18 protein-coding genes are annotated in these 17962 nt (G+C 51.2%); 6 read left to right on the top strand and 12 right to left on the bottom strand.

Features of this window, described 5'->3' with window-relative positions; translation table 11 throughout:
* Positions 1–8: 8 nt before the first annotated feature.
* The 3 genes from ACEW81_RS08045 to lnt form a co-directional block, all read right to left on the bottom strand.
* Positions 9–980 (bottom strand): hypothetical protein, encoded by a 972-nt coding sequence (locus ACEW81_RS08045; RefSeq protein WP_373532454.1) that lies wholly within the window; start codon positions 978–980, stop codon positions 9–11.
* 421 nt (positions 981–1401) lie between these two features.
* A complete protein-coding gene (locus ACEW81_RS08040) occupies positions 1402–2607 on the bottom strand; it encodes a tetratricopeptide repeat protein (protein WP_373532453.1) in 1206 nt (401 codons plus the stop codon).
* A gap of 168 nt (positions 2608–2775) precedes the next feature.
* Positions 2776–4323, bottom strand: a complete 1548-nt coding sequence (gene lnt / locus ACEW81_RS08035) for an apolipoprotein N-acyltransferase (protein WP_373532452.1) — start codon at positions 4321–4323, stop codon at positions 2776–2778.
* A 76-nt stretch (positions 4324–4399) separates the two neighbouring features.
* Between lnt and ruvC the strand changes: the two genes are divergently transcribed.
* From ruvC to bioD, 3 genes are all read left to right on the top strand, one after another.
* Positions 4400–4936: a crossover junction endodeoxyribonuclease RuvC gene (ruvC, locus tag ACEW81_RS08030; RefSeq protein ID WP_373532451.1), complete on the top strand. Its 537-nt coding sequence runs from the start codon at positions 4400–4402 to the stop codon at positions 4934–4936.
* A gap of 110 nt (positions 4937–5046) precedes the next feature.
* Positions 5047–6066 carry a saccharopine dehydrogenase-like oxidoreductase gene (locus ACEW81_RS08025; RefSeq protein WP_373532450.1) on the top strand — a complete coding sequence of 340 codons (1020 nt, stop codon included), beginning with the start codon at positions 5047–5049 and terminating at the stop codon, positions 6064–6066.
* A gap of 25 nt (positions 6067–6091) precedes the next feature.
* Positions 6092–6760: a dethiobiotin synthase gene (bioD, locus tag ACEW81_RS08020; protein ID WP_373532449.1), complete on the top strand. Its 669-nt coding sequence runs from the start codon at positions 6092–6094 to the stop codon at positions 6758–6760.
* A gap of 103 nt (positions 6761–6863) precedes the next feature.
* Here bioD and gcvPB read toward each other — a convergent pair whose 3' ends face one another.
* The 6 genes from gcvPB to ACEW81_RS07990 form a co-directional block, all read right to left on the bottom strand.
* On the bottom strand, positions 6864–8345 hold the full coding sequence (gene gcvPB, locus ACEW81_RS08015; protein ID WP_373532448.1) for an aminomethyl-transferring glycine dehydrogenase subunit GcvPB: 1482 nt from the start codon (positions 8343–8345) through the stop codon (positions 6864–6866).
* Positions 8345–9760, bottom strand: coding sequence for an aminomethyl-transferring glycine dehydrogenase subunit GcvPA (gene gcvPA / locus ACEW81_RS08010; protein WP_373532447.1), 1416 nt, complete (start codon positions 9758–9760; stop codon positions 8345–8347). Before gcvPA ends, gcvPB begins: the two co-directional genes overlap by 1 nt.
* A 192-nt stretch (positions 9761–9952) precedes the next feature.
* Entirely contained in the window at positions 9953–10354 is a 402-nt protein-coding gene (gcvH, locus tag ACEW81_RS08005; protein WP_373532446.1) for a glycine cleavage system protein GcvH, read from the bottom strand.
* A gap of 23 nt (positions 10355–10377) precedes the next feature.
* The gene (gcvT, locus tag ACEW81_RS08000; protein ID WP_373532445.1) at positions 10378–11556 is read right to left on the bottom strand and encodes a glycine cleavage system aminomethyltransferase GcvT; all 1179 of its coding nucleotides are present in this window, start codon (positions 11554–11556) and stop codon (positions 10378–10380) included.
* 125 nt (positions 11557–11681) lie between these two features.
* The gene (locus ACEW81_RS07995; protein ID WP_373532444.1) at positions 11682–11837 is read right to left on the bottom strand and encodes a hypothetical protein; all 156 of its coding nucleotides are present in this window, start codon (positions 11835–11837) and stop codon (positions 11682–11684) included.
* 81 nt (positions 11838–11918) lie between these two features.
* Positions 11919–12761, bottom strand: a complete 843-nt coding sequence (locus tag ACEW81_RS07990; protein WP_373532443.1) for a TlyA family RNA methyltransferase — start codon at positions 12759–12761, stop codon at positions 11919–11921.
* A 91-nt stretch (positions 12762–12852) separates the two neighbouring features.
* Between ACEW81_RS07990 and pth the strand changes: the two genes are divergently transcribed.
* Positions 12853–13440, top strand: a complete 588-nt coding sequence (gene pth / locus ACEW81_RS07985) for an aminoacyl-tRNA hydrolase (protein WP_373532442.1) — start codon at positions 12853–12855, stop codon at positions 13438–13440.
* On the opposite strand, the gene ACEW81_RS07980 is transcribed toward pth, so the two are convergent.
* Together ACEW81_RS07980 and ACEW81_RS07975 are read right to left on the bottom strand one after the other, a co-directional pair.
* On the bottom strand, positions 13441–14343 hold the full coding sequence (locus ACEW81_RS07980; protein WP_373532441.1) for a hypothetical protein: 903 nt from the start codon (positions 14341–14343) through the stop codon (positions 13441–13443). It abuts the gene before it with no gap.
* 177 nt (positions 14344–14520) lie between these two features.
* A complete protein-coding gene (locus ACEW81_RS07975; protein ID WP_373532440.1) occupies positions 14521–15384 on the bottom strand; it encodes a uridine kinase family protein in 864 nt (287 codons plus the stop codon).
* A 198-nt stretch (positions 15385–15582) separates the two neighbouring features.
* Between ACEW81_RS07975 and ACEW81_RS07970 the strand changes: the two genes are divergently transcribed.
* Together ACEW81_RS07970 and ACEW81_RS07965 are read left to right on the top strand one after the other, a co-directional pair.
* Positions 15583–16665 carry a helix-turn-helix transcriptional regulator gene (locus ACEW81_RS07970; protein WP_373532439.1) on the top strand — a complete coding sequence of 361 codons (1083 nt, stop codon included), beginning with the start codon at positions 15583–15585 and terminating at the stop codon, positions 16663–16665.
* Complete coding sequence (locus tag ACEW81_RS07965) at positions 16652–17647, top strand: helix-turn-helix transcriptional regulator (protein WP_373532438.1); 996 nt, start codon at positions 16652–16654, stop codon at positions 17645–17647. Before ACEW81_RS07970 ends, ACEW81_RS07965 begins: the two co-directional genes overlap by 14 nt.
* Before the next feature lie 7 nt (positions 17648–17654).
* Here the strand turns inward: ACEW81_RS07965 and ACEW81_RS07960 are convergent, their stop codons facing one another.
* Positions 17655–17939: a hypothetical protein gene (locus ACEW81_RS07960; protein WP_373532437.1), complete on the bottom strand. Its 285-nt coding sequence runs from the start codon at positions 17937–17939 to the stop codon at positions 17655–17657.
* Between the last annotated feature and the right edge of the window lie 23 nt (positions 17940–17962).

Here is a 17962-nt window from a genome sequence, read left to right as displayed (position 1 = left end):
GCGGAGAATTAACTTTTATTTTTACGAGTTGCCCAGTTCAAGCCTGAACGAAACCAGCCATCTTTGGTTCCTGTGTTTGCAGCGTTGCCCTCTGCTTGGGTTGCGGCTGGTGTGTTTGCAGCGTTACCCTCTGCTTGGGTTGCGGCTGGTGTGTTTGCAGCAGGGGGGGCTTTGACGAAGTCGGCTTCTTTGGCGAATGCTGCTTCGGCGGCTTCAATCTTTTTTGTAGCCTCTTTGCCGTCAATGTCGGCTACTTTCTTACCTTCAGACACGCCTTTTTTGATGGTTTCCCCATGTTCGGTATATGCAGTTTTGAGGTCTTTGACTTTGGTCAGCTTGTCGGATGCTAATTCGGTCAAATCCTCATCCACAAACTTGAAAGTTTCTTCAAAGGTTTTATATTCAGCGTCTGCGTTCGCTTTGGTAATCTTGCTCTTCAAGTTTTCCAGGGCGTTTTTGGCATTGTCTGGTAATTCTTTTACTTTGGCTTGAATGTCGGTGCCTAATTCAGAAAATGCTTTTTGAGCGGCTGGGGCTTTCCAGGGGGTTAAGCTTCCTTTTAAAAGCGCCCATATTGCGTAAGCTGTGCCTATCGCGCCTACGCCAATGGTTGAAAGGCCCTTCCAGCTGGTCCAGAAACTACCGTTGGATAAGGTGGTGTTTTTATCGGCAAAGCCGCCAGACTGATGCTGGAAAACACCCGGTTGCTGAGCTTGAGCAGGGGGGGCTTGCATCCCACCTGGGCCACCGGGAATACCGGGTTGAGGGCCAAAGGAATCCTGTCCCATGCCGGCCCCAACTGCGGCAGCGCCGGGAAATCCACCCATGCCCTGTAAGGCGGCCATCGGATCCATACCGCCGGGCATCATGCCACCCGGTGCGCCCATGGGGTTGGCCATGGCTGGGGGAAAAGCCGGGCCCGCTTGGGGTGGGAATGCCTGGGGCATTGGCGCGTATGGGTTGGGGGGCAGATAGCTCATGGAAAGAATCTCCTGATTGGTGGAACTTGTGTAAATCTTGACTTTTTAAAACACCTCAACACCCATTTGTGCTGATTCGTCTGATTTGGGTTGTAAAAAAACTTAACACTTAGTGGTCTTTAAACGGTAAAGTGTCAGCAAAGTACAATGAGGTAACGGTTGTGTGGGTAAAAACAGATGAACCGGTTTTTGGAACCGATGCAGCCTGCGGGCATTCCGAAACCGCTTGAGGACATGATTTCTGGACACTACTTTAGCCCGAATCATTATTCAGGAAAGGGAAAACCCATGCAAGCAACCACCCTGCCACGCTCAAGGAAGCGCTGGGTTCATGCAGGCAAAGGCTTTGGGTTTGATGAGAATCCCACGGAGGCTGAGGGGGCTAGCAAGCAGGCCAATCGGGTGTGTGCAATCCGCCCGGTTAGCCAAGGCCACTCAGGATGAGTTGGGCGTATTCGCCCGCTTCACCGTTGGGGTCCAGCGCTACGGTTTTTTCCAAATGCCGCTTGGCGTTGGATAAATCACCCAGATTGAGATAACAAGTGGCCAAATCGCTATGGCACCAAGGATCTCCTTCTTCGGCGGCCAGTTGGTATTGGTACTGGCTCAGGGCTTTGTCCCATACCCCCATTTTGGAGTAAATGCGCGCCAGGTTTAAAAAGGTTCTAAAATCACCGGGGGCCAAGGTTTGCGCTTGCATAAAGTAGCGCTCTGCCCCGGCGTAGTCTTCCTGATCTTCTAATGTATTGGCAATATTAAAGTAAGGGTTTAAGTAGGTCGCATCGTACTGTAGGGCCCGCTCCCACCATTGCAGCGCCAAATCGTTGCGGTTCAGCAAGGCGCAGCAAATACCCGCTTCAGTGGCGTAAATGGCCTTGTTGCGAGAACATGCCTGTGAAATTTTCAACGCTTCGCGGTAAAACACCACGCTTTTTTCCAGTTCGTATTCATTTTTAAAGATACGAGCCAGGTGGTGATAATTGGTTTCCATCTTGGGGTCTTCCCGAATAGCGCTTTCATACAAGGCTATTTTTTCGGCAAAATCCTGGCTTCTATGGGCTTTTAATACCAGCTTCATGGCCGATAGAGACTCACTGAAAGGCGCTAGCGTTTCGGGAAGATAGTTTTCAGCGTTGCCCTTTTGGGGGTAGATGGCTTGAATAAACAGGCCCACCGTTTGGTTGATGGCTCGATTTAATTCGCTCACCGGGATTTGGGGATCACCGCCATCGCCCAGCGTTTCAGTATCCAGAGACAATGTGGTGGTTTGATTAATCAAGAACTGGTTGGTGTTAGCCTCATAAAGCTGAAAACGAATTTGGACTTCGCTTTTGATGGTTTCCGATTGCAATAACGCGCCTGTAAATATAAATTGGGTTCGGGTGGATTGGCAAATCTGGCTCAACTCGGATGGGGGGTGGATTAGGGCGTCGATGGTTTCCGGGTTCATCCAGTTGGGTTCAATTTTGTCGGTTAAGGTTGCAAAGTCCTTGTATTGGATTTCGGTAAAGCGGGCCAGTTGGCTCAGCACGCCATACACGTAAAGTTCTTCGCAATGCAAAATAAGCCCTGATACGCTGGGCTTATAAAGCCCAATGGCTACCAGTTTAAGGTTTGATGATGTCATGGCGAACGCAGATTGCTCCGGTTGTATCGAGCGATGTCGATCCATTTTTTGACGAACCAGTGTAAACGGCCCACTACCGTTTCGCAGTTATCTACTTAGTATAATCTTACTTTATTAAATTTGGGTGTTTTTAAGGAGACAGAAAGCATTATATGGGGGATCTAACTTCTATTTTTGATGAAAAATAAGTTGAGAGGGTTGTCTCTGTGGCGGGTTTGGAGGTTGGGTTTGGGGTTGCGTTCGCTCTAAAACCTCCCCGGATGCGGACAAAATGGCGGAAATTCCGGTATTACTGGCAATGGCAAGGGGAATACCACTTTCTGCCGCCCGAATTTGCCCAATGGCCAGGAATTGATTTTCAATCAGCGAATTTTGATGAAACCAGCCCAGATTGCTCAGGTTAATGAGCAGGCTCACTTTTTTTTGTCGATAACGTTGGGCATACAAGGGGTCTATCAGCTCAAAGCAAAGCAGCCCACCCAGAGAATGGCTGCCTGCTAATAGCGGCGCATCGGATAATCCTGCCGAATAGGGCGCTGAATAGTCCACCTGAAAGGCATTTAAAAGGCTGGTTAGTCGAGAACCTAGCTCATAGGGGGTATATTCGCCAAATGGTACCAGTCGTCGCTTGTTATAAAATGTCACTGCGGGGTGGGGTGTCGATGAAATCAGGGCAATGCTGTTATACAAGGCATTCTGTTCCCCAAGCGTGCTGACTCCCACGGCGATATAAATGTTTTTTTGTTGGGCCAGCCGCATTAATGTGTTGAAAAACCCATTGCTGGTGGGTTGATGGATCGATACCAAGCCCGGCACCACCCCTTCTTCCGGGAAAAGCACCAGTGTTCCCGCCGGGAATTGGCCTTTTCGGATGGGTGCGAGATAGGCAGGCTCAATGTCCCGCTGGCTGAGCCTACCGGATCGAATCACCTCTATTGGCAAGTTGGCCTGCACAATGGCAATGGGCAACGGGTAGTGGCTGTCTGCTGTTTGATGAGGCTCTTTTGGCCACAGGTTTAATCCGCCCAGCAAGGCCGGAAACAATAAGCTGCCAATTGACATCAGCAAAAGCCAACTTTTAGAGGCTTCTTTAGCCATTCTATTTCGGGCTTTCAGCCACAACAGACCTTCTGCCCAAAGCACGTTATGCAGCACCAGCAGTCCGGTAATGGCCAATCCGGTTCCGGTGGCTCCGGCCAACCAGCGCATGGAACTGATGGGGGCCTGGGTAAATTCCAGCATGCCCCAGGGCAAGGCCATCGGGGTAAGGTTCAGCAGAAGAAACAGGCTAATCCACAGGATAGGCAGCCCAAAAATGCGAACCAGCCTAGGTGTTTTTGGCTGATAAACGGCGAAAAACACGCTGGTCAGCAAGCCTCCCTCAATGCCAATTAAAAGCCAGCCTGCCAGCGTTACCAATCGGCTGCTGAGTTCGTCAAAGCCAAGCCATGTTAAGGGGTGCAGGTCAAAAAACCACAAACAATAAAGCGCTTGAAAGCAAAATCCAAACAAAAATCCGCCCAGCCACTTTTTTTTAAAGTCAGAATCCGGGTACTGGTAAGCCCAGAATAGGGCCGGAATGAAGGCCACCCAGGCTGTCCACCAAAAAGGGTAACCAGGGGCGCTTAGACCCAGCAAGCACCCCAAAAGGGCCATCACCCATACCGATTGGAATGACCCGTAATGCTTGAAAAGAGAGGGGATGGCTTGGCCCATGCGTGGTATCGTCTCCTTGCGGGGTGGGCGTTGATGGCCCTGAAACAGGTTTGATTGGACTTGCTATAATGCCAGTATGAAAATTTTAGGCATTGATCCGGGTTTGGGCAGAGTGGGCTTTGGGCTGCTGGAAACCGTGCGGGATCAAAATACGGCCACCGGCTGGGCGGGTCAGGAATTTGGGGCCTCGCAGTGGGGTATTATCGCCACCAGCAAGGATAAAACGGTTGGGGCCCGCCTGCAAGAAATCCATGATGATATGACCCAGATTATGGAACAGTTGCGCCCGGATGTGGTTTCTATCGAGCGCCTTTTTTATTTTCGCAACAACACCACCATTATTCCGGTGGCTCAGGCCAGAGGGGTGTTGCTGATGCTGGCCTATCGCTTTGACCTGCCGGTTTACGAATATACCCCCATGCAGGTGAAACAGGCCATTACGGGCTATGGCAAATCCGAAAAATCGGAGGTGCAGGAGGCATTGGTGGGCTTGCTGAATCTGCCCAAAAAACCAACCCCCGATGACGCTGCCGACGGTTTGGCCTTGGCGGTCTGTCATTTTAACCATGTGGGGCGTTTGCAGTTGCTTCAGGAGTCGGCGGGGCAGGGTTAAAACCAAGGGGTGTTTCATCGTAGCATACAGCGTTGGTGTGCTTGTATCTCGGCGATCTTTTGGCTAGAGTGATGAATATGCCATCAGCAATGAGATGAGGATTTTTAGGTATGGAACAGGCAGTTCGTGTTGCGGTATTTGGTTTTGGCGGTTTGGGCAAAGGAATGGCCCGCTTAATTCCTCAACGTCCCGATTTCAAACTGGTGGCCGTGGCCGATAGCCAGGGTTATGCCTTTAATGCCAATGGATTGGGCCTAACGGACGCTTATGAGTTGAGCCATCCGCTACAGGCTGATAGTGATTCCATGATTAGCTTGTTGAAAGCCCATGGAACCGAGATTGACGCTGTGTTTATGGCATTGCCCAATTTGCCGGTTGAGTTTTTTGCCGAAACCGTAAAGCGCATTGCCGATGAGACCGGGTTCAGAGGCGTTTTTGTAGACGCCCTGAAGCGCACCGAAGCCGTTGAGCGCTTGTTTGAACTGCATGATGACTTACGCCAGCAAGGGATTCTGTATATCACTGGGGCGGGCGCTACGCCGGGCTTCCTTACCACTGTGGCCGCCGTTGCCGCCCATTCCTTTGTGGAAGTGCTGGATGTAAACATTCACTTTGGCGTAGGCATTGCCAACTGGGAAGCCTACAAAGCCACGGTGCGTGAAGATTTTATTCACCTGGAAGGCTTTGATGCCAAGCGGGTGGCCTGCATGAGCGATGAAGAAATTTCTGAAGAGCTGAGCGTGCGGAACGGCTTATTGAAGCTGGTGGACATGGAACACGCCGATGATGTGATTCTGGAGTTGGCTGGGGTCTGTTCTCGTGATCGGGTCCGGGTGGGTGGCCTTGTGGATACTCGTAACGCCAAAAAGCCAGTTAGCACCACGGTTACGGTCACCGGTCGCACCATGACCGGTGCGGTGGGTAGCCATCAGTTTGTGGTGAGCGATGAGGCCACCATGGTGGATAACGTTTGCGGGCCAGCGCTGGGCTTTATGTTGCGGGCTGTGGAAATGCACCAGAGAGGCTTCTTTGGCTTAATGACCTCCGCTGATATTATGCCCCGCTTTGCCAGCCGGGTTCACCCTGTGGCTGATCGCCCTCTGGAAAAAGAAGTTGCCCTAAGCGTTTAAGCCAAACTGTTCCGAAGGCGGGCTGATGTCTCTTTTTATAACCGGAACCGATACAGGCGTTGGCAAAACCGTGTTGACTGCGGGCCTTGCCGCCCTGCTTAAAAGCAGAGACGAGCCGTTCTGTGTGTTTAAGCCCATTCAAACCGGCTGTCCCGATCCGGCGCACCCGGAAGATCCTGAGCAGGTGAAGCAATGGGTGGGAGACTCGGTGGAAACCTTCTGCTCTTACTGCTTCCCACTGCCAGTAGCTCCCTATGCCGCCGATCCAGAGCGCACCATCCAGCCTCGAAAAATCCTGCAGGATTTTAAGGCGCTGCAAGCCCAGCACAAAACGGTTCTGGTGGAAGGGGCTGGAGGGATTCGGGTGCCTATTGCCAATCGCTTTGAAATGCTGGATTTGGCCCGAATGCTGCAATTGCCGGTGGTGGTGGTGGCTCGGCCTAATTTGGGAACCATTAACCATACTTTACTAACGGTGGAAACCCTGTTACGGCAGCGGCTGGAAGTAAAAGGGGTGGTCATTTCAGGCTGGAAGCCGGATGACCCGGATCCTTCGGTTCCATCGCTGGCCGAAACGCTGGAAAACTTTTTGCCGGTTCCCCTGCTGGGCTTGCTTCCGGTTTTGCCTCAACAAGCGGGCAGTTTTAATGCCGAAAGCGTTCGCTCAGCCTTTGCCGCTTTAAACCTGATTTAAACCGGGTTTAAAAGCGCTAAAAGGGAATAATTTATTAATCAATAACAGAGCTGACTTCACAGAGAAGCAGCCCTGTTATTCTATTCATTGCTGTAAAACGTGTTTACTCTGAACCTTTTGAGGCGAAGTAGTTTAAATCCGGGTTGCGGGCTGCGCCTACTTCATCCACCTTGCTCACCGGGGTGGTGTAGGGTGCGTTTAACACCAGTTCCGGGTTGGTGCGGCACTCTTCGGCGATGGCCTTCATGGCCACCACAAATTGATCCAGCGTGGTTTTGGATTCCGTTTCAGTCGGCTCAAACATCATGGCTTCCGGCACAATGAGCGGAAAGTACACGGTAGGCGGGTGATATCCGTAATCCATCAGGCGCTTTACAATGGCCATGGTGTTTAAATGGCTGTCGTAGCCTTTTTGTTTGGCATTGGTCAAAATGAACTCGTGCTTGCACACTTGATCAAAGGCCAGTTGATAGTCATCTTTCAAGCAGGCTTTAAGATAGTTGGCGTTGAGTACGGCGTCTTTGCTAACTTGAGCCAGTCCATCCGCACCATAGGCTTTAATATAGGTCAAAGCACGGGCTATCATTTCAAAGTTGCCGTAAAACGCCTTTACCTTGCCCACCGTCAGGGGGCGATCGTTGCTTAAATAGTATTTCTGTCCGTCAAAATCGGCAAATGGCGCTGGCAGATAAGGAGCCAGCGTTTCGGTCACTGCCACAGGACCACAGCCCGGACCACCGCCGCCGTGAGGGGTGGCAAAGGTTTTGTGGGTGTTGATGTGCATCACATCAAAGCCCATATCCGCGGGTTTGGCCTGCCCCATTACCGCGTTCAGGTTGGCACCGTCGTAATACATAAAAGCACCCGCCTCATGCACCAGTTGGGTGATTTCCAGAATATCTCGTTCAAAAAGCCCCACCGTACTGGGATTGGTGAGCATGACCGCAGCCGTTTTATGGGAGAGGGCCGTTTTCAAGCGCTCCAGATCAACCAGTCCACCCGCCGTGGATTTGATTTCCACAATTTTGTAACCGCACATGGCCGCCGAGGCCGGGTTAGTGCCGTGGGCCGAGTCCGGTACAATCACTTCGGTGCGCTGGGTGTCACCTATATGCTGAAAGTGGGCCTTGATCATCATAATGCCCACCAATTCCCCTTGCGCCCCCGCCGCTTGTTGCAAACTGACCGCATGGAAGCCGGTAATATCGGCCAGATACTGCTGAAGGGTGTAGATGGTTTGCAGCGCCCCCTGACTGAGATGATCCGGGGTCATGGGGTGCAGGCGGGTCAGCCCGTCCAGCATGCCGTAGTAATCGCAAACTTTGGGGTTGTACTTCATGGTGCAGGAACCCAACGGGTAAAATTCCTTGTCAATGCAGTGATTGAGCTGGGACAGCCTTAAAAAATGCCGAACCGCGTCCATTTGAGACATTTCTGGCAGGCGAGGCGGTTCTGTGCGTAATAAGCCCGGTGGAATCAGGGATTCTAGCGGCTTTTCCTCAACCCCAACCGCAGGCATTACCAGCCCTTGGGCACCGGGGCGAGACATTTCAAAAATGGAAGGTTCCAAAACCTGGGTGGTCATTAGCAAGTGGCCTCCATTTGTTCCAGATAATCCTTGGGTTTACCGGGGCCTAGAGGCTCCATCTGCTTAAAGTGGGCCTCCACGCACTGAATATAGCGCTCTATCTCAGCGGGCGAGGTCATTTCGGTGCAAGTAATCAGCAGGCAGTTTTTAGCGTCCGGGTAGAAGCGCTCCAGTTCAATGCCGCCCAGTATGCCTTGCTGCTCCAGACTGGCCAGCAAAGGTTTGACCGGAATGGGGAAACGCAAGGCCACTTCAAACAAAAACGGCTGACCGGAAACGTATAAGCTGACACCGGGCAGTTTTTTCAGTCGGCTGGCCAAGGCATGGGTGCGCTGCACCGACAGGTTGGCCAGATGCTTTAGCCCATTGGGGCCTACCAGCGCCATGTACACGGTGGCCTTCAGCACATTCAGGGCTTGATTGGTGCAGATATTGCTGGTGGCTTTTTCCCGACGAATATGTTGCTCACGGGTTTGCAGGGTTAGCGTGTAGCACTGCTTGCCGTTTTTATCCACGGTTTTGCCCACCAAACGACCCGGCAACTGGCGGACATGCCTGTTTTTGGTGGCGATATACCCGCCATAAGGCCCACCAAAGGATAAATGGTTGCCCAGGGGTTGAATATCCCCGGTTACAATATCGGCCCCGTACTGGCCGGGAGGCTTGAGAAGCCCCATAGAGACGGGTTCGGCGGAAACAATGAAAAAGGCCCCACTGGCCTCGCAGAACTGGCGGATGGTTTCGGTTTCTTCCAGCCCGCCAAAATAGTTGGGCACTTGAATAATCACACAGGCGGTTTTAGACGCTTCTGGGTGAGTGCTATTCAGCAGTTCGCCCGGTTTCATGGGATCAAACGTCACCAAAGTAACATCGCCCAGCCCTTCGGCATAGGTTTTTAAAACCTGTCGGTAATCGGGGTGAACGGAGTTGGCAATCAGAATGCGAGTCCGTCGGGTGGCCCGCATGGCCATAAAAGCTGCTTCTGTCACGGCGGAAGCCCCGTCATATACGGAAGCGTTGGCCACGTCCATCCCGGTCAGCTCGCAAATCATGGTTTGGAACTCGTAGGTTACTTGCAGGGTGCCTTGGGCAATTTCTGGCTGATAGGGGGTGTAGGCCGTGTAAAATTCGGATCGGCTGGCAATGGTGTTCACCGCCATGGGGATGAATCGGTTATAGGCCCCGCCTCCCAAAAAGCAGGCCATGGAAGCCCCTGGATTCAGGCGGGCCAGTTCAGCCAGTTCCTGCTGAAGCTCGATTTCGGTTAAACCCTGTTGGGGCAGTGTGGTGTAATGAATGTTTTCCCGCAGCTGGCCCGGAATGTCGCTAAACAGATCCTCAATACGATGCACCCCAATTTTTTCCAGCATTAACTGCCGTTCCGCCTCGGTATGGGGAAGAAAGTTGTACATGGCTTTGCCTTTCTTCTAAATGAAGTCGCTTTTGGGCCATTGCTTTACCATTGAAACACACCAGCAAGATGCATCCACTGACACGAATGTGTCTGTTTGATGAGCCCCTCTTGCTTTTGTATCCATTATAGTATGGACGTGCCAACAACGCCAAGTCTACCGCATGACTGAGGAGAGGTTTAAACGCTGCGCCTAATTGGTTTCTTCAATGAACTTCAGGTAGGTTTTGGCATCCATCAGTTTTTTCAAATCTTCTGGATTTGAAAGCATGATTTCCAGCATCCAGCCACCGTTGTAAGGGTCATCGTTCACCATTTGCGGCTCTTCGCTCAGTTGGCTATTGATGGCGATAATTTCTCCGCCCACAGGCAAGTATAAATCCGATTGGGCCTTGACGGACTCAATGGAGCCAAACGATTCATTGGGGTCAAAGGTCTGGCCAATTTCAGGCAGTTCTACAAATACGATATCGCCCAGTTGCGCGGCGGCGTATTCGGTAATGCCTACCCGCACCCGGTCATCATCCATGGTGCGAACGTATTCATGGGTTTCTGCCAGCAAAATGTCGTCTGGCATGATGTATTCGGTGGCCATGGGGTGTTTCTCCTAAAAGCGATTTACTTCTGATAAAAAGGTCTTTCAACAATTTCGGCGTCCACATCGTTGCCACGCACCCGGACTTGAATGGTGTCGCCGGGGCCAACAATGGTGTTGGCATTGATGTAACCCATGCCAATGGGTACATTGAACAAGGGGGAAATAGAGCCGCTGGTTACCTCGCCAATGGGAACACCTTCTTTAAAGATGACATCGTGTTGGCGGGCAATGGTGCGTTTGTTGATAGTAAAACAATAAAATGCTTTGTCTAGCCCCTGTTCCATCTGGTGAATCAGGGCCTCTTTGCCAATAAAGTCTCCGAGCTTGTCCAGCTTGACGGACCAGCCCAGTCCAGCTTCCAGCGGGGTGGTGCTTTCGCTGATATCGTGACCGTGAAGCGGATAGGCCGCTTCCAGCCTTAAGGTATCCCGTGCGCCCAGCCCGATGGGTTGCAAGCCAATGGGTTTTCCCAAATCCAGCAGCAAATTCCATAAGTAATCGGCTTTTTCATTGGGAACGATAATTTCTACCCCATCCTCGCCGGTGTACCCGGTTCTGGAAAGCAGTATCGGCGCTTCCTGAATTTGCGCTGGGGTCAAGTGGAAGCGCTTGGGCAGGTGATCGGTGTCAAAGCCGGTACGGGCAAGAACATCGGCAAACAAGGGGCCTTGCAATGCAAACAGGCTGTGCTGTGCGTACAGATCGTTAATTTGAATGCCCGGATAACGCAGCGTTTTGACTTGCTCACGCATCCAGTCCACATCTTTTTGGGCGTTGCCCGCGTTGCAAATGACCATAAATTCCTGAAAGCCGTTCAGGCTGGAGACTTCTGGCAGCAGGTAGACAATAATATCGTCCAGAATGCCGCCCTGCTCATTCAGAAATTGGGTATAAACGGCTTTGCCCGGAAACAGCTTGTTCAGGTTTTGAGGCACCAGCCGATCCAGAAAGGCCCTGCTGGTTTCCACATCGCCGCAAGAGACAATGGCCAGCGCCATGTGTGAGATATCAAACAGTCCTGCGCTTTGGCGAACGGCGTGATGCTCTTCCATCACCTTGCTGTATTGCAAGGGCATTTGCCACCCTGCAAAGTCAACCATTTTAGCCCCACGGGCCACATGATTAGAGTACAAAGGGGTTTGCCGGGTCGTTTTTTCAAATTCGGAAGCGTTTGGCTCCGGGGAAGGTTGAGTCATCATAATGAAGATTTTTCAACAGGACTTCCCGCTTGTCAATTTGAAAAATAAATACCGGGTGGTGCTTGCGCATTCTGAAAGGTATTTATTCAGCAGCAGGGCGTCGATAATGTCACTTGCCAGTTCCTTTACTGAACCAGTCCAATCAACAGGCTGTACAGTAAACCAGCCAGGCCCAGTTGCCAGGCCAGGGTGGGCAGAATATTAGAGCGAGTGGCTGATATCGCGATCACTTTAGGCTGGTTATGAGGTGTATGGCGATACGGATGCTGATTTGGCCGCATTGAGTCTAACACTCCATCGTTATCTGCTATAAATTCTCTTCGGCGCTTTTGGCCAGAACTTTAGAAAAAAGGCGCTTTGGGCTATTTCAGTGGGAGCGCATCGTAACTTTTTGTAATAACTGCCGCAATCAAGGTTGGATTATCCATGATTGGCGCATGCGCTTTACTGTAGGTTCCTCTGGTATAGTATAGCAGAAATTCAATATTACCCTTGGGCCCGGTAATGGGCGAAAAGTCAAGGTCTGAGAGCGCCCATGAGGGCATCAGGCTTTTTAAGTCATCCAAAACGCCACTCAAGATTCGTTGATGATTCTCCTGGCCTTTAACCACCCCTTTAAAGCCGGGATCATGCAGATAATCCTTATGTTCAAACTGGGGTTTGAGCAGGGCCACCATTTCGGCATCCGGGGTCAGCAAAACAGACAGGGGCGGAAGCACTTTTTTTAGGGAGATAAACGAGGTATCCACCACCCCCAGTGAGGGTATGGCATTGAGCTGAGCGGGTTGTAGTTCCCGAATATTGGTTTTTTCTAAAACCTGTACCCGCTGATCGCTGCGTAATTTCCAGTCCAGTTGCCCGTAGCCCACATCCACCGCCATCACGGCGCTTGCGCCATGCTGCAACAGGCAATCCGTAAATCCGCCGGTAGAAGCCCCCACGTCAATACAAACCCTGTGTTGGGCCTGAATATTAAAACGGGGTAGCGCTTTGGCCAGCTTCAGGCCCCCTCGGCTGACATAGGGCTGAATGTCGCTGACCGTAATGTCCGCTTCCTCAATCGAAATAAGGGTTCCCGGTTTTTTAACCGCTTCCCCTTTTACGCGCACTTTGCCGTCCATAATTAAAGCCTGGGCCTGGGCTCGGCTGCTACACAAGCCCCGATCCACCACTAATTTGTCCAGTCTTTCTTTTTGGGCGGCCATGGTTTTTGGGATATCCTAAATTGAATATTGCCCGCAGGCCCCCCTATACTACAAGAGATTCCCTGAGCAAGAAAGTAAAGCGAACAGCGCTATGGCTGATAAATTTTTAATCGTGGGTCTTGGTAACCCAGGTAAACAGTATGAGGCCACCCGGCATAATATTGGCTTTATGGCGCTAGAGACTTTAAGCCGTAGGGCAGGGATAGCGGGGAAGCATGACAGCAAGTTCAAGGCCATCGTGGGAACCGGGCGACATGCGGGTAAACAGCTGATTTTAGCCCAGCCCTTAACCTATATGAACCTGTCTGGGGAATCGGTGATTAAGCTTTTGAATTACTACGATTTAGGGCCGGATCAGCTGCTGGTCATCTACGATGAGGCGGCTTTGCCCTTTGGTAAAATCCGGGTGCGCCCTTCCGGCAGTGATGCGGGCCAAAAAGGGGTGCGCTCGATTATTCAGCAATTGGGCGGCAATCAAAATTTTGCCCGACTGCGGATTGGGATCGGCTCTCCCCCGGCGCCGATGGCCATGCCGGATTTTGTGCTGTCCAAATTTGGCCCGGATGAGCAAAAAGATTTGCCTAAAATTATTGATGCCGCCTTGGATGCCGTGGAATGTTGGATGAATGATGGCGTGGAAGAGGCCATGACCCGTTATAACGGCCTTCAACTCTCCTAGCTAGCCATTCATCAGTAAGGCCGCTCGCGCTTTTTTAACCAGTGGGCGATAGGTGTGCTCCATCACCCAATTCACCCCGGCATCAATGGGATGCACCACAAAGGGAATGACCGCCAAGCTGCCTAGCAGTGGCAGGCCAAGGGCAATCCGTTTTTCTGCCTGAACGCTAATTTTTTTTTGCAGTGCTTTGGCCGGTTTTATTTTTTGCAGGACGTGGTCATCAATCAATTTTTTAACCCGTCCCAGCGCTCTTTGATCAAAACGGTACCAGCCTTTGGCCTCAATTTCGTGCTGAATTTCGTGTTTCAAAATGTCTTTTATTTTGTCTGTTTTGTCTAAAACTCGATTCCAGGCCAGTTTTAAGGCGTCTCGGGTAACGGCCACCACAAAGGCGGGCAGGGAATAACTGGCGGCGTACTGAAACAGGGCGGCATCTAAACTGGCGGTGGCCCCGTTAAAGGTTTGTGTTTTTTTATTTTGCCCTGCTTTTTGGGCCTGCTTAACCCCTTGAAGCCCCTTGCTAAAGGCGTCAACCAGTACATAGCCTCCAACCGCCGAATAAGAGTGCTTAACAATGCCATTGGCGTAGGGTGCGGCCGCAGGCTGAGATTTTAGAATGTCTTTAAAGGATTCGCCAAATTCATTCAAGTAACCCCAATAGCGCAGGGGTGTGTCCCGTAAAACGTCTTTTTCTTTTGGCGGTGGGGCGGTTTGCGGCTGAGGCGGGGTTAATAACGCAACTGGCTGAATAGCTCGGGCAGTGGCAGAGGCCACGTGGCCAGCCTGATGAGCGAAAGGGGGCTGATGGGCGTGGTGAGGCACAGCAGGATTTAGCGGCATGGGGTACATGCTGCGATAATAGGGGGATGGCTGAGGCCAATACAAGCTCTGCTGGGTGTTCAAAGAGGGGTGCTCTCCCGTAACCTGCCTTCAGCCCACACTCTAATTTTTAAAGAGTAGAGTGGTAATGCTATAAAAGGGCTGCTCTCACTAAAAGGTCATGAACCTATTCTGTTGATAGATTGTAAAGAATTGTAATGCTGGAATTGGGTGCATGGCTGGTCATAAATCGGCTTATGGTTAGGCGATATGCTGATGGTTCACTTTTAAAAGCCCGCCAATGGCAGAGACAAAACGGTTGATGAAGTGGGTGACCTGAGAAGCCGGTGCGTTGTTGTTAATCACCAGATCGGCTACGGCACGAGTGGGTAAAATGTGGCGCTCCAGGCAGTGGACGGTGGTGTTCCACATATTATCGGTCACCCCCCGGTTTTCCTGGAGGTTGCGGGCTAGCCAGCGTTGCCTGCGGGTTTTCTCATCAATGTCCACATAAATTTTAAAATCGTAAAGCGGTAAAATGGCCGGCTCATAAAAGGCGTGGATGCCTTCGGTTACCATAAACGGTGTAACCGGCAGATGCAAGGCCTCTTCTATAATGGCAGGCTTTTGGCTGGGCGTACCAAAGCGCAATTGAGGAATTTGGATACCGCTCCCCATGGGCAGGGCCTGAAACCGTTGCAAGTCTCGACCCAAATGCCTGAAGCGGATATGATCGGGATCATCAAAGTCAATTTGGTCATAAAAAAGGGCCAGCGGCAGGTGGGGAAAGTCGGCCTCAAAGTCCCGATAGTAGTTGTCCTGAGTAAAAGAGGATACCGCCGAGATTTTGGCCAGCTGGCCCACCAGGGTTTCCCGTATAAAAGACTTTCCAGAACCGGAAGGCCCGCTTAAAGCAACGGTAAATGGCTTGGCGTGTGAAGTGATTTGCCCAGCCCACTGGCTCAGGTTGTCCCAGAAGAAAAGGGATACGGATTGAACCACGGCGGTTTCTTTCTGGCTGTCTTCCTCAAAGATGTCCAGAATACGCGCCATTGCCACCTGCTCCAGTCGGCTTTTGGGCGGAGAGGCGTTCGGATACGCTTTATGCTCAGGGCTTTGGTTCATACAGACATCTGCTTTGGGGCAAGTTCCATTATTCTAGCGGACTGCGGTAAATAGAAACAATGATTTTCAGTGGTGAGATTTGGAAAACCGAAGATTTATCGGTTTACAGAAATGGGCGGCTCAGTCACTATACATGTCATGTCAGCCTTTGCTGAGCAAAATAAAAGCGATAAATTGTTGATCAATGAGAACCCTGTGGTGAGTTCAAAATCGGTAGATACGGATCAAATAGTGGTGTTGCTGGCTGAAATGGGTGCAGATTCAGAGGCGGCCAGTCTGACCGCTTCTCGTCGTTCCTTTAATGGAACGGCCTATCGCATTTTCAAGTTATTGCAGTGGTTGATTGACGCGCCGTTGACGGTGGAGGCCTTAAATCAGAAATTTATCAATGACCCCAGCATTGGCAAAGCTGTCTCGTCAGATTCAGTATGGCTTTATATCAACACCCTGAAGGCCTTAGGCTGCGTGATTCGACGGCCCAGTCCCCGTAATGGCTTTGCGTACGAAATGCTCAGCCATCCCTTTAACCTGACCATGGATGAAGCCCAGTTGGAAACTCTGGCTCAGGCTAAAATTATCGCTCAGCGCCATTTTGCCCACCCGGAAATGCTGGCCCTGGACAGCCTGTTGAGAAAACTGGTGTCTCAGGGGTCTTTAAATGGGTTTCCCGAGCTGGTGGAGCGGCTTTTTGTGCAAAGCCGCAGTCTGGATTCTCAGGAATGCCGCCAGCGGATTGAGCAGCTGGAGCGGGCCATGCTGGAGGAAAGTCTTCTGGAGGTCACCTATGTTTCTCCGCTAAAGGGCGAAGAGGTTTTCCAGTTTTTACCGGAAAGTTTGTTTTACCGGCAAGGGGTGGTTTATGTCCGAGGGGAGCGTCCTGAGTATCCCGACCCCAGCAGTTTGCGGGTGGATCGCATGTTAGGGCTGGCCCCGCTGAGTAATGATCCGTTGCGAGCTGAATTGGTGGCTCGTCAACACAAGAAAACAGAAGTGTCTTTGAAAGTGATGGTCAGCTCTCCGCAGGCATTTCAGGGTTTTTGCCTGGACCCGAATCAGGGAGTCTATCAGGAGAGCCGATTGTGGGTGGATGGCTCTCGTCCTTATTACGAAGTGCGCCTGCTGGTTCGGGATTTTTTCTACTTAAAACAAACCTTGCTGTCTTTGGGGTTGCCGTTTGTGGTGATGGCTCCCGCGTTTTTTAAAGAAGACCTATTGACCACGTTGCGTGGCATGCTTGATTTTTATGAGGCAAAAGAAGGTGAGGATCATGGCGGCCGCTAGTGTACCCCAAGAAGTTTTTCAAAATATCAATATTTCGGCCTACCGGGTGCTGTTTATTCTTTTAATGCTGGTTCGTTACCGTAGCCTCAATCTGGTGGAGCTTAACCGGCATCTTTATGATAATCCAATGATTGGCCGGGGTTATAACTCGGAAACCTTGACCAAGTACATTAATACCTTGCGAGAGGCGGGTTGTCGCATTCCAAGATCGACCAACCGGAACGATTACTGCTATGAGCTTTTTCGAAACCCTTTTCTGTTGCATCTGGAGCCTCAGGAGATTTCCGTTGCTCGTAAATTAATGCATCTTTTGGCCAAGCACCCCGATGAAGCCTTGTATCAGGATTATCGCCGCTTTATGGAAGGGTTGGCCTGGTCGTTGGGTACACCAGGTTTTCTGGAGCTGGATGAAGATACCGCACTCATTCCAGCCACACCTTACCGGGACATAAGCTTGTGGCGAGAGCGCTTTAATGAATTCCAGCAATATTGTCAGGATGCGTTTGCCTTGCAGTTGCAGTATCTGGACCCTGAGTGCGGTGAAATGGAGTTGCTCATTGAGCCGTATGAGCTGATAGAGCGAGGACGTCGACTTTTATTGCTGGGTCTGGATCGAAGCACTCAGGAGCAACGGGTGCTGGACCTCGAAAGGGTGGGCTCGGTTCGGCAATTGCCCTCTAAAAACCGTCGTCCTCCAACACAAATGAGTGTGGTGTTTGCATTGTATGGCCGCTTGGCCAAAAGTTACCGCTTTTACCCGGATGAAACCGTGGTTTATCGGGCCGAGCAGGAAATTCATGTCAAAGCCAGAGTGACGGAAACATCAGGTTTGATGCTGCGCTTACTGAAATACGGTACTTCTTGTCAGGTGCTATCCCCGGAATCCTTGCGGGACAATATGAAGCATCATGTTCAAAGTTTATTGACAGCCATGACCGAATCCTGGGATGAAAACCCCTCGCCTGCGGTGGGCCATTTATAAAGTGTATTTAATAGAGAATAAACAGTCTGCCCCCCCCAAAGACCGGCTTTTCATCGCGGTAGCCCAGAAACATGGCATCTTTAAGGGGTTTGTTGACCCCATAATTTTCCTTGAATTCCTGGCTTTCGGTATTCATGGCGCTTAAAAAGGGGTTGCTTCGTTTGGTGGTAGCTCCGGCGCTGGTGGTAACTGGTGTTGCGGCAAGGGATGGCAGCGTGGCCTTGACGGCTCTGGAAAAGGGATTACCCGATACGGGAGCACCTAAACGAAAAGGCAAAGGGGGTTGGCTCATGGCTTAGGGGGTCCTCCTGGCTG

Source organism: Vampirovibrio sp. (assembly GCF_041737375.1).
Classification (GTDB): domain Bacteria; phylum Cyanobacteriota; class Vampirovibrionia; order Vampirovibrionales; family Vampirovibrionaceae; genus Vampirovibrio.
Note: the sequence above shows the minus strand (reverse complement) of the source record. Positions and strands in the feature narration are given on the sequence as shown.

Bases quoted from the DNA above. Each gene is read 5' to 3' on its own strand.
- ACEW81_RS08045 (WP_373532454.1), bottom strand. From the start codon at position 980: ATGAGCTATCTGCCCCCCAACCCATACGCGCCAATGCCCCAGGCATTC.
- ACEW81_RS08040 (WP_373532453.1), bottom strand. From the start codon at position 2,607: ATGACATCATCAAACCTTAAACTGGTAGCCATTGGGCTTTATAAGCCC.
- lnt (WP_373532452.1), bottom strand. From the start codon at position 4,323: ATGGGCCAAGCCATCCCCTCTCTTTTCAAGCATTACGGGTCATTCCAA.
- ruvC (WP_373532451.1), top strand. From the start codon at position 4,400: ATGAAAATTTTAGGCATTGATCCGGGTTTGGGCAGAGTGGGCTTTGGG.
- ACEW81_RS08025 (WP_373532450.1), top strand. From the start codon at position 5,047: ATGGAACAGGCAGTTCGTGTTGCGGTATTTGGTTTTGGCGGTTTGGGC.
- bioD (WP_373532449.1), top strand. From the start codon at position 6,092: ATGTCTCTTTTTATAACCGGAACCGATACAGGCGTTGGCAAAACCGTG.
- gcvPB (WP_373532448.1), bottom strand. From the start codon at position 8,345: ATGACCACCCAGGTTTTGGAACCTTCCATTTTTGAAATGTCTCGCCCC.
- gcvPA (WP_373532447.1), bottom strand. From the start codon at position 9,760: ATGTACAACTTTCTTCCCCATACCGAGGCGGAACGGCAGTTAATGCTG.
- gcvH (WP_373532446.1), bottom strand. From the start codon at position 10,354: ATGGCCACCGAATACATCATGCCAGACGACATTTTGCTGGCAGAAACC.
- gcvT (WP_373532445.1), bottom strand. From the start codon at position 11,556: ATGATGACTCAACCTTCCCCGGAGCCAAACGCTTCCGAATTTGAAAAA.
- ACEW81_RS07995 (WP_373532444.1), bottom strand. From the start codon at position 11,837: ATGCGGCCAAATCAGCATCCGTATCGCCATACACCTCATAACCAGCCT.
- ACEW81_RS07990 (WP_373532443.1), bottom strand. From the start codon at position 12,761: ATGGCCGCCCAAAAAGAAAGACTGGACAAATTAGTGGTGGATCGGGGC.
- pth (WP_373532442.1), top strand. From the start codon at position 12,853: ATGGCTGATAAATTTTTAATCGTGGGTCTTGGTAACCCAGGTAAACAG.
- ACEW81_RS07975 (WP_373532440.1), bottom strand. From the start codon at position 15,384: ATGAACCAAAGCCCTGAGCATAAAGCGTATCCGAACGCCTCTCCGCCC.
- ACEW81_RS07965 (WP_373532438.1), top strand. From the start codon at position 16,652: ATGGCGGCCGCTAGTGTACCCCAAGAAGTTTTTCAAAATATCAATATT.
- ACEW81_RS07960 (WP_373532437.1), bottom strand. From the start codon at position 17,939: ATGAGCCAACCCCCTTTGCCTTTTCGTTTAGGTGCTCCCGTATCGGGT.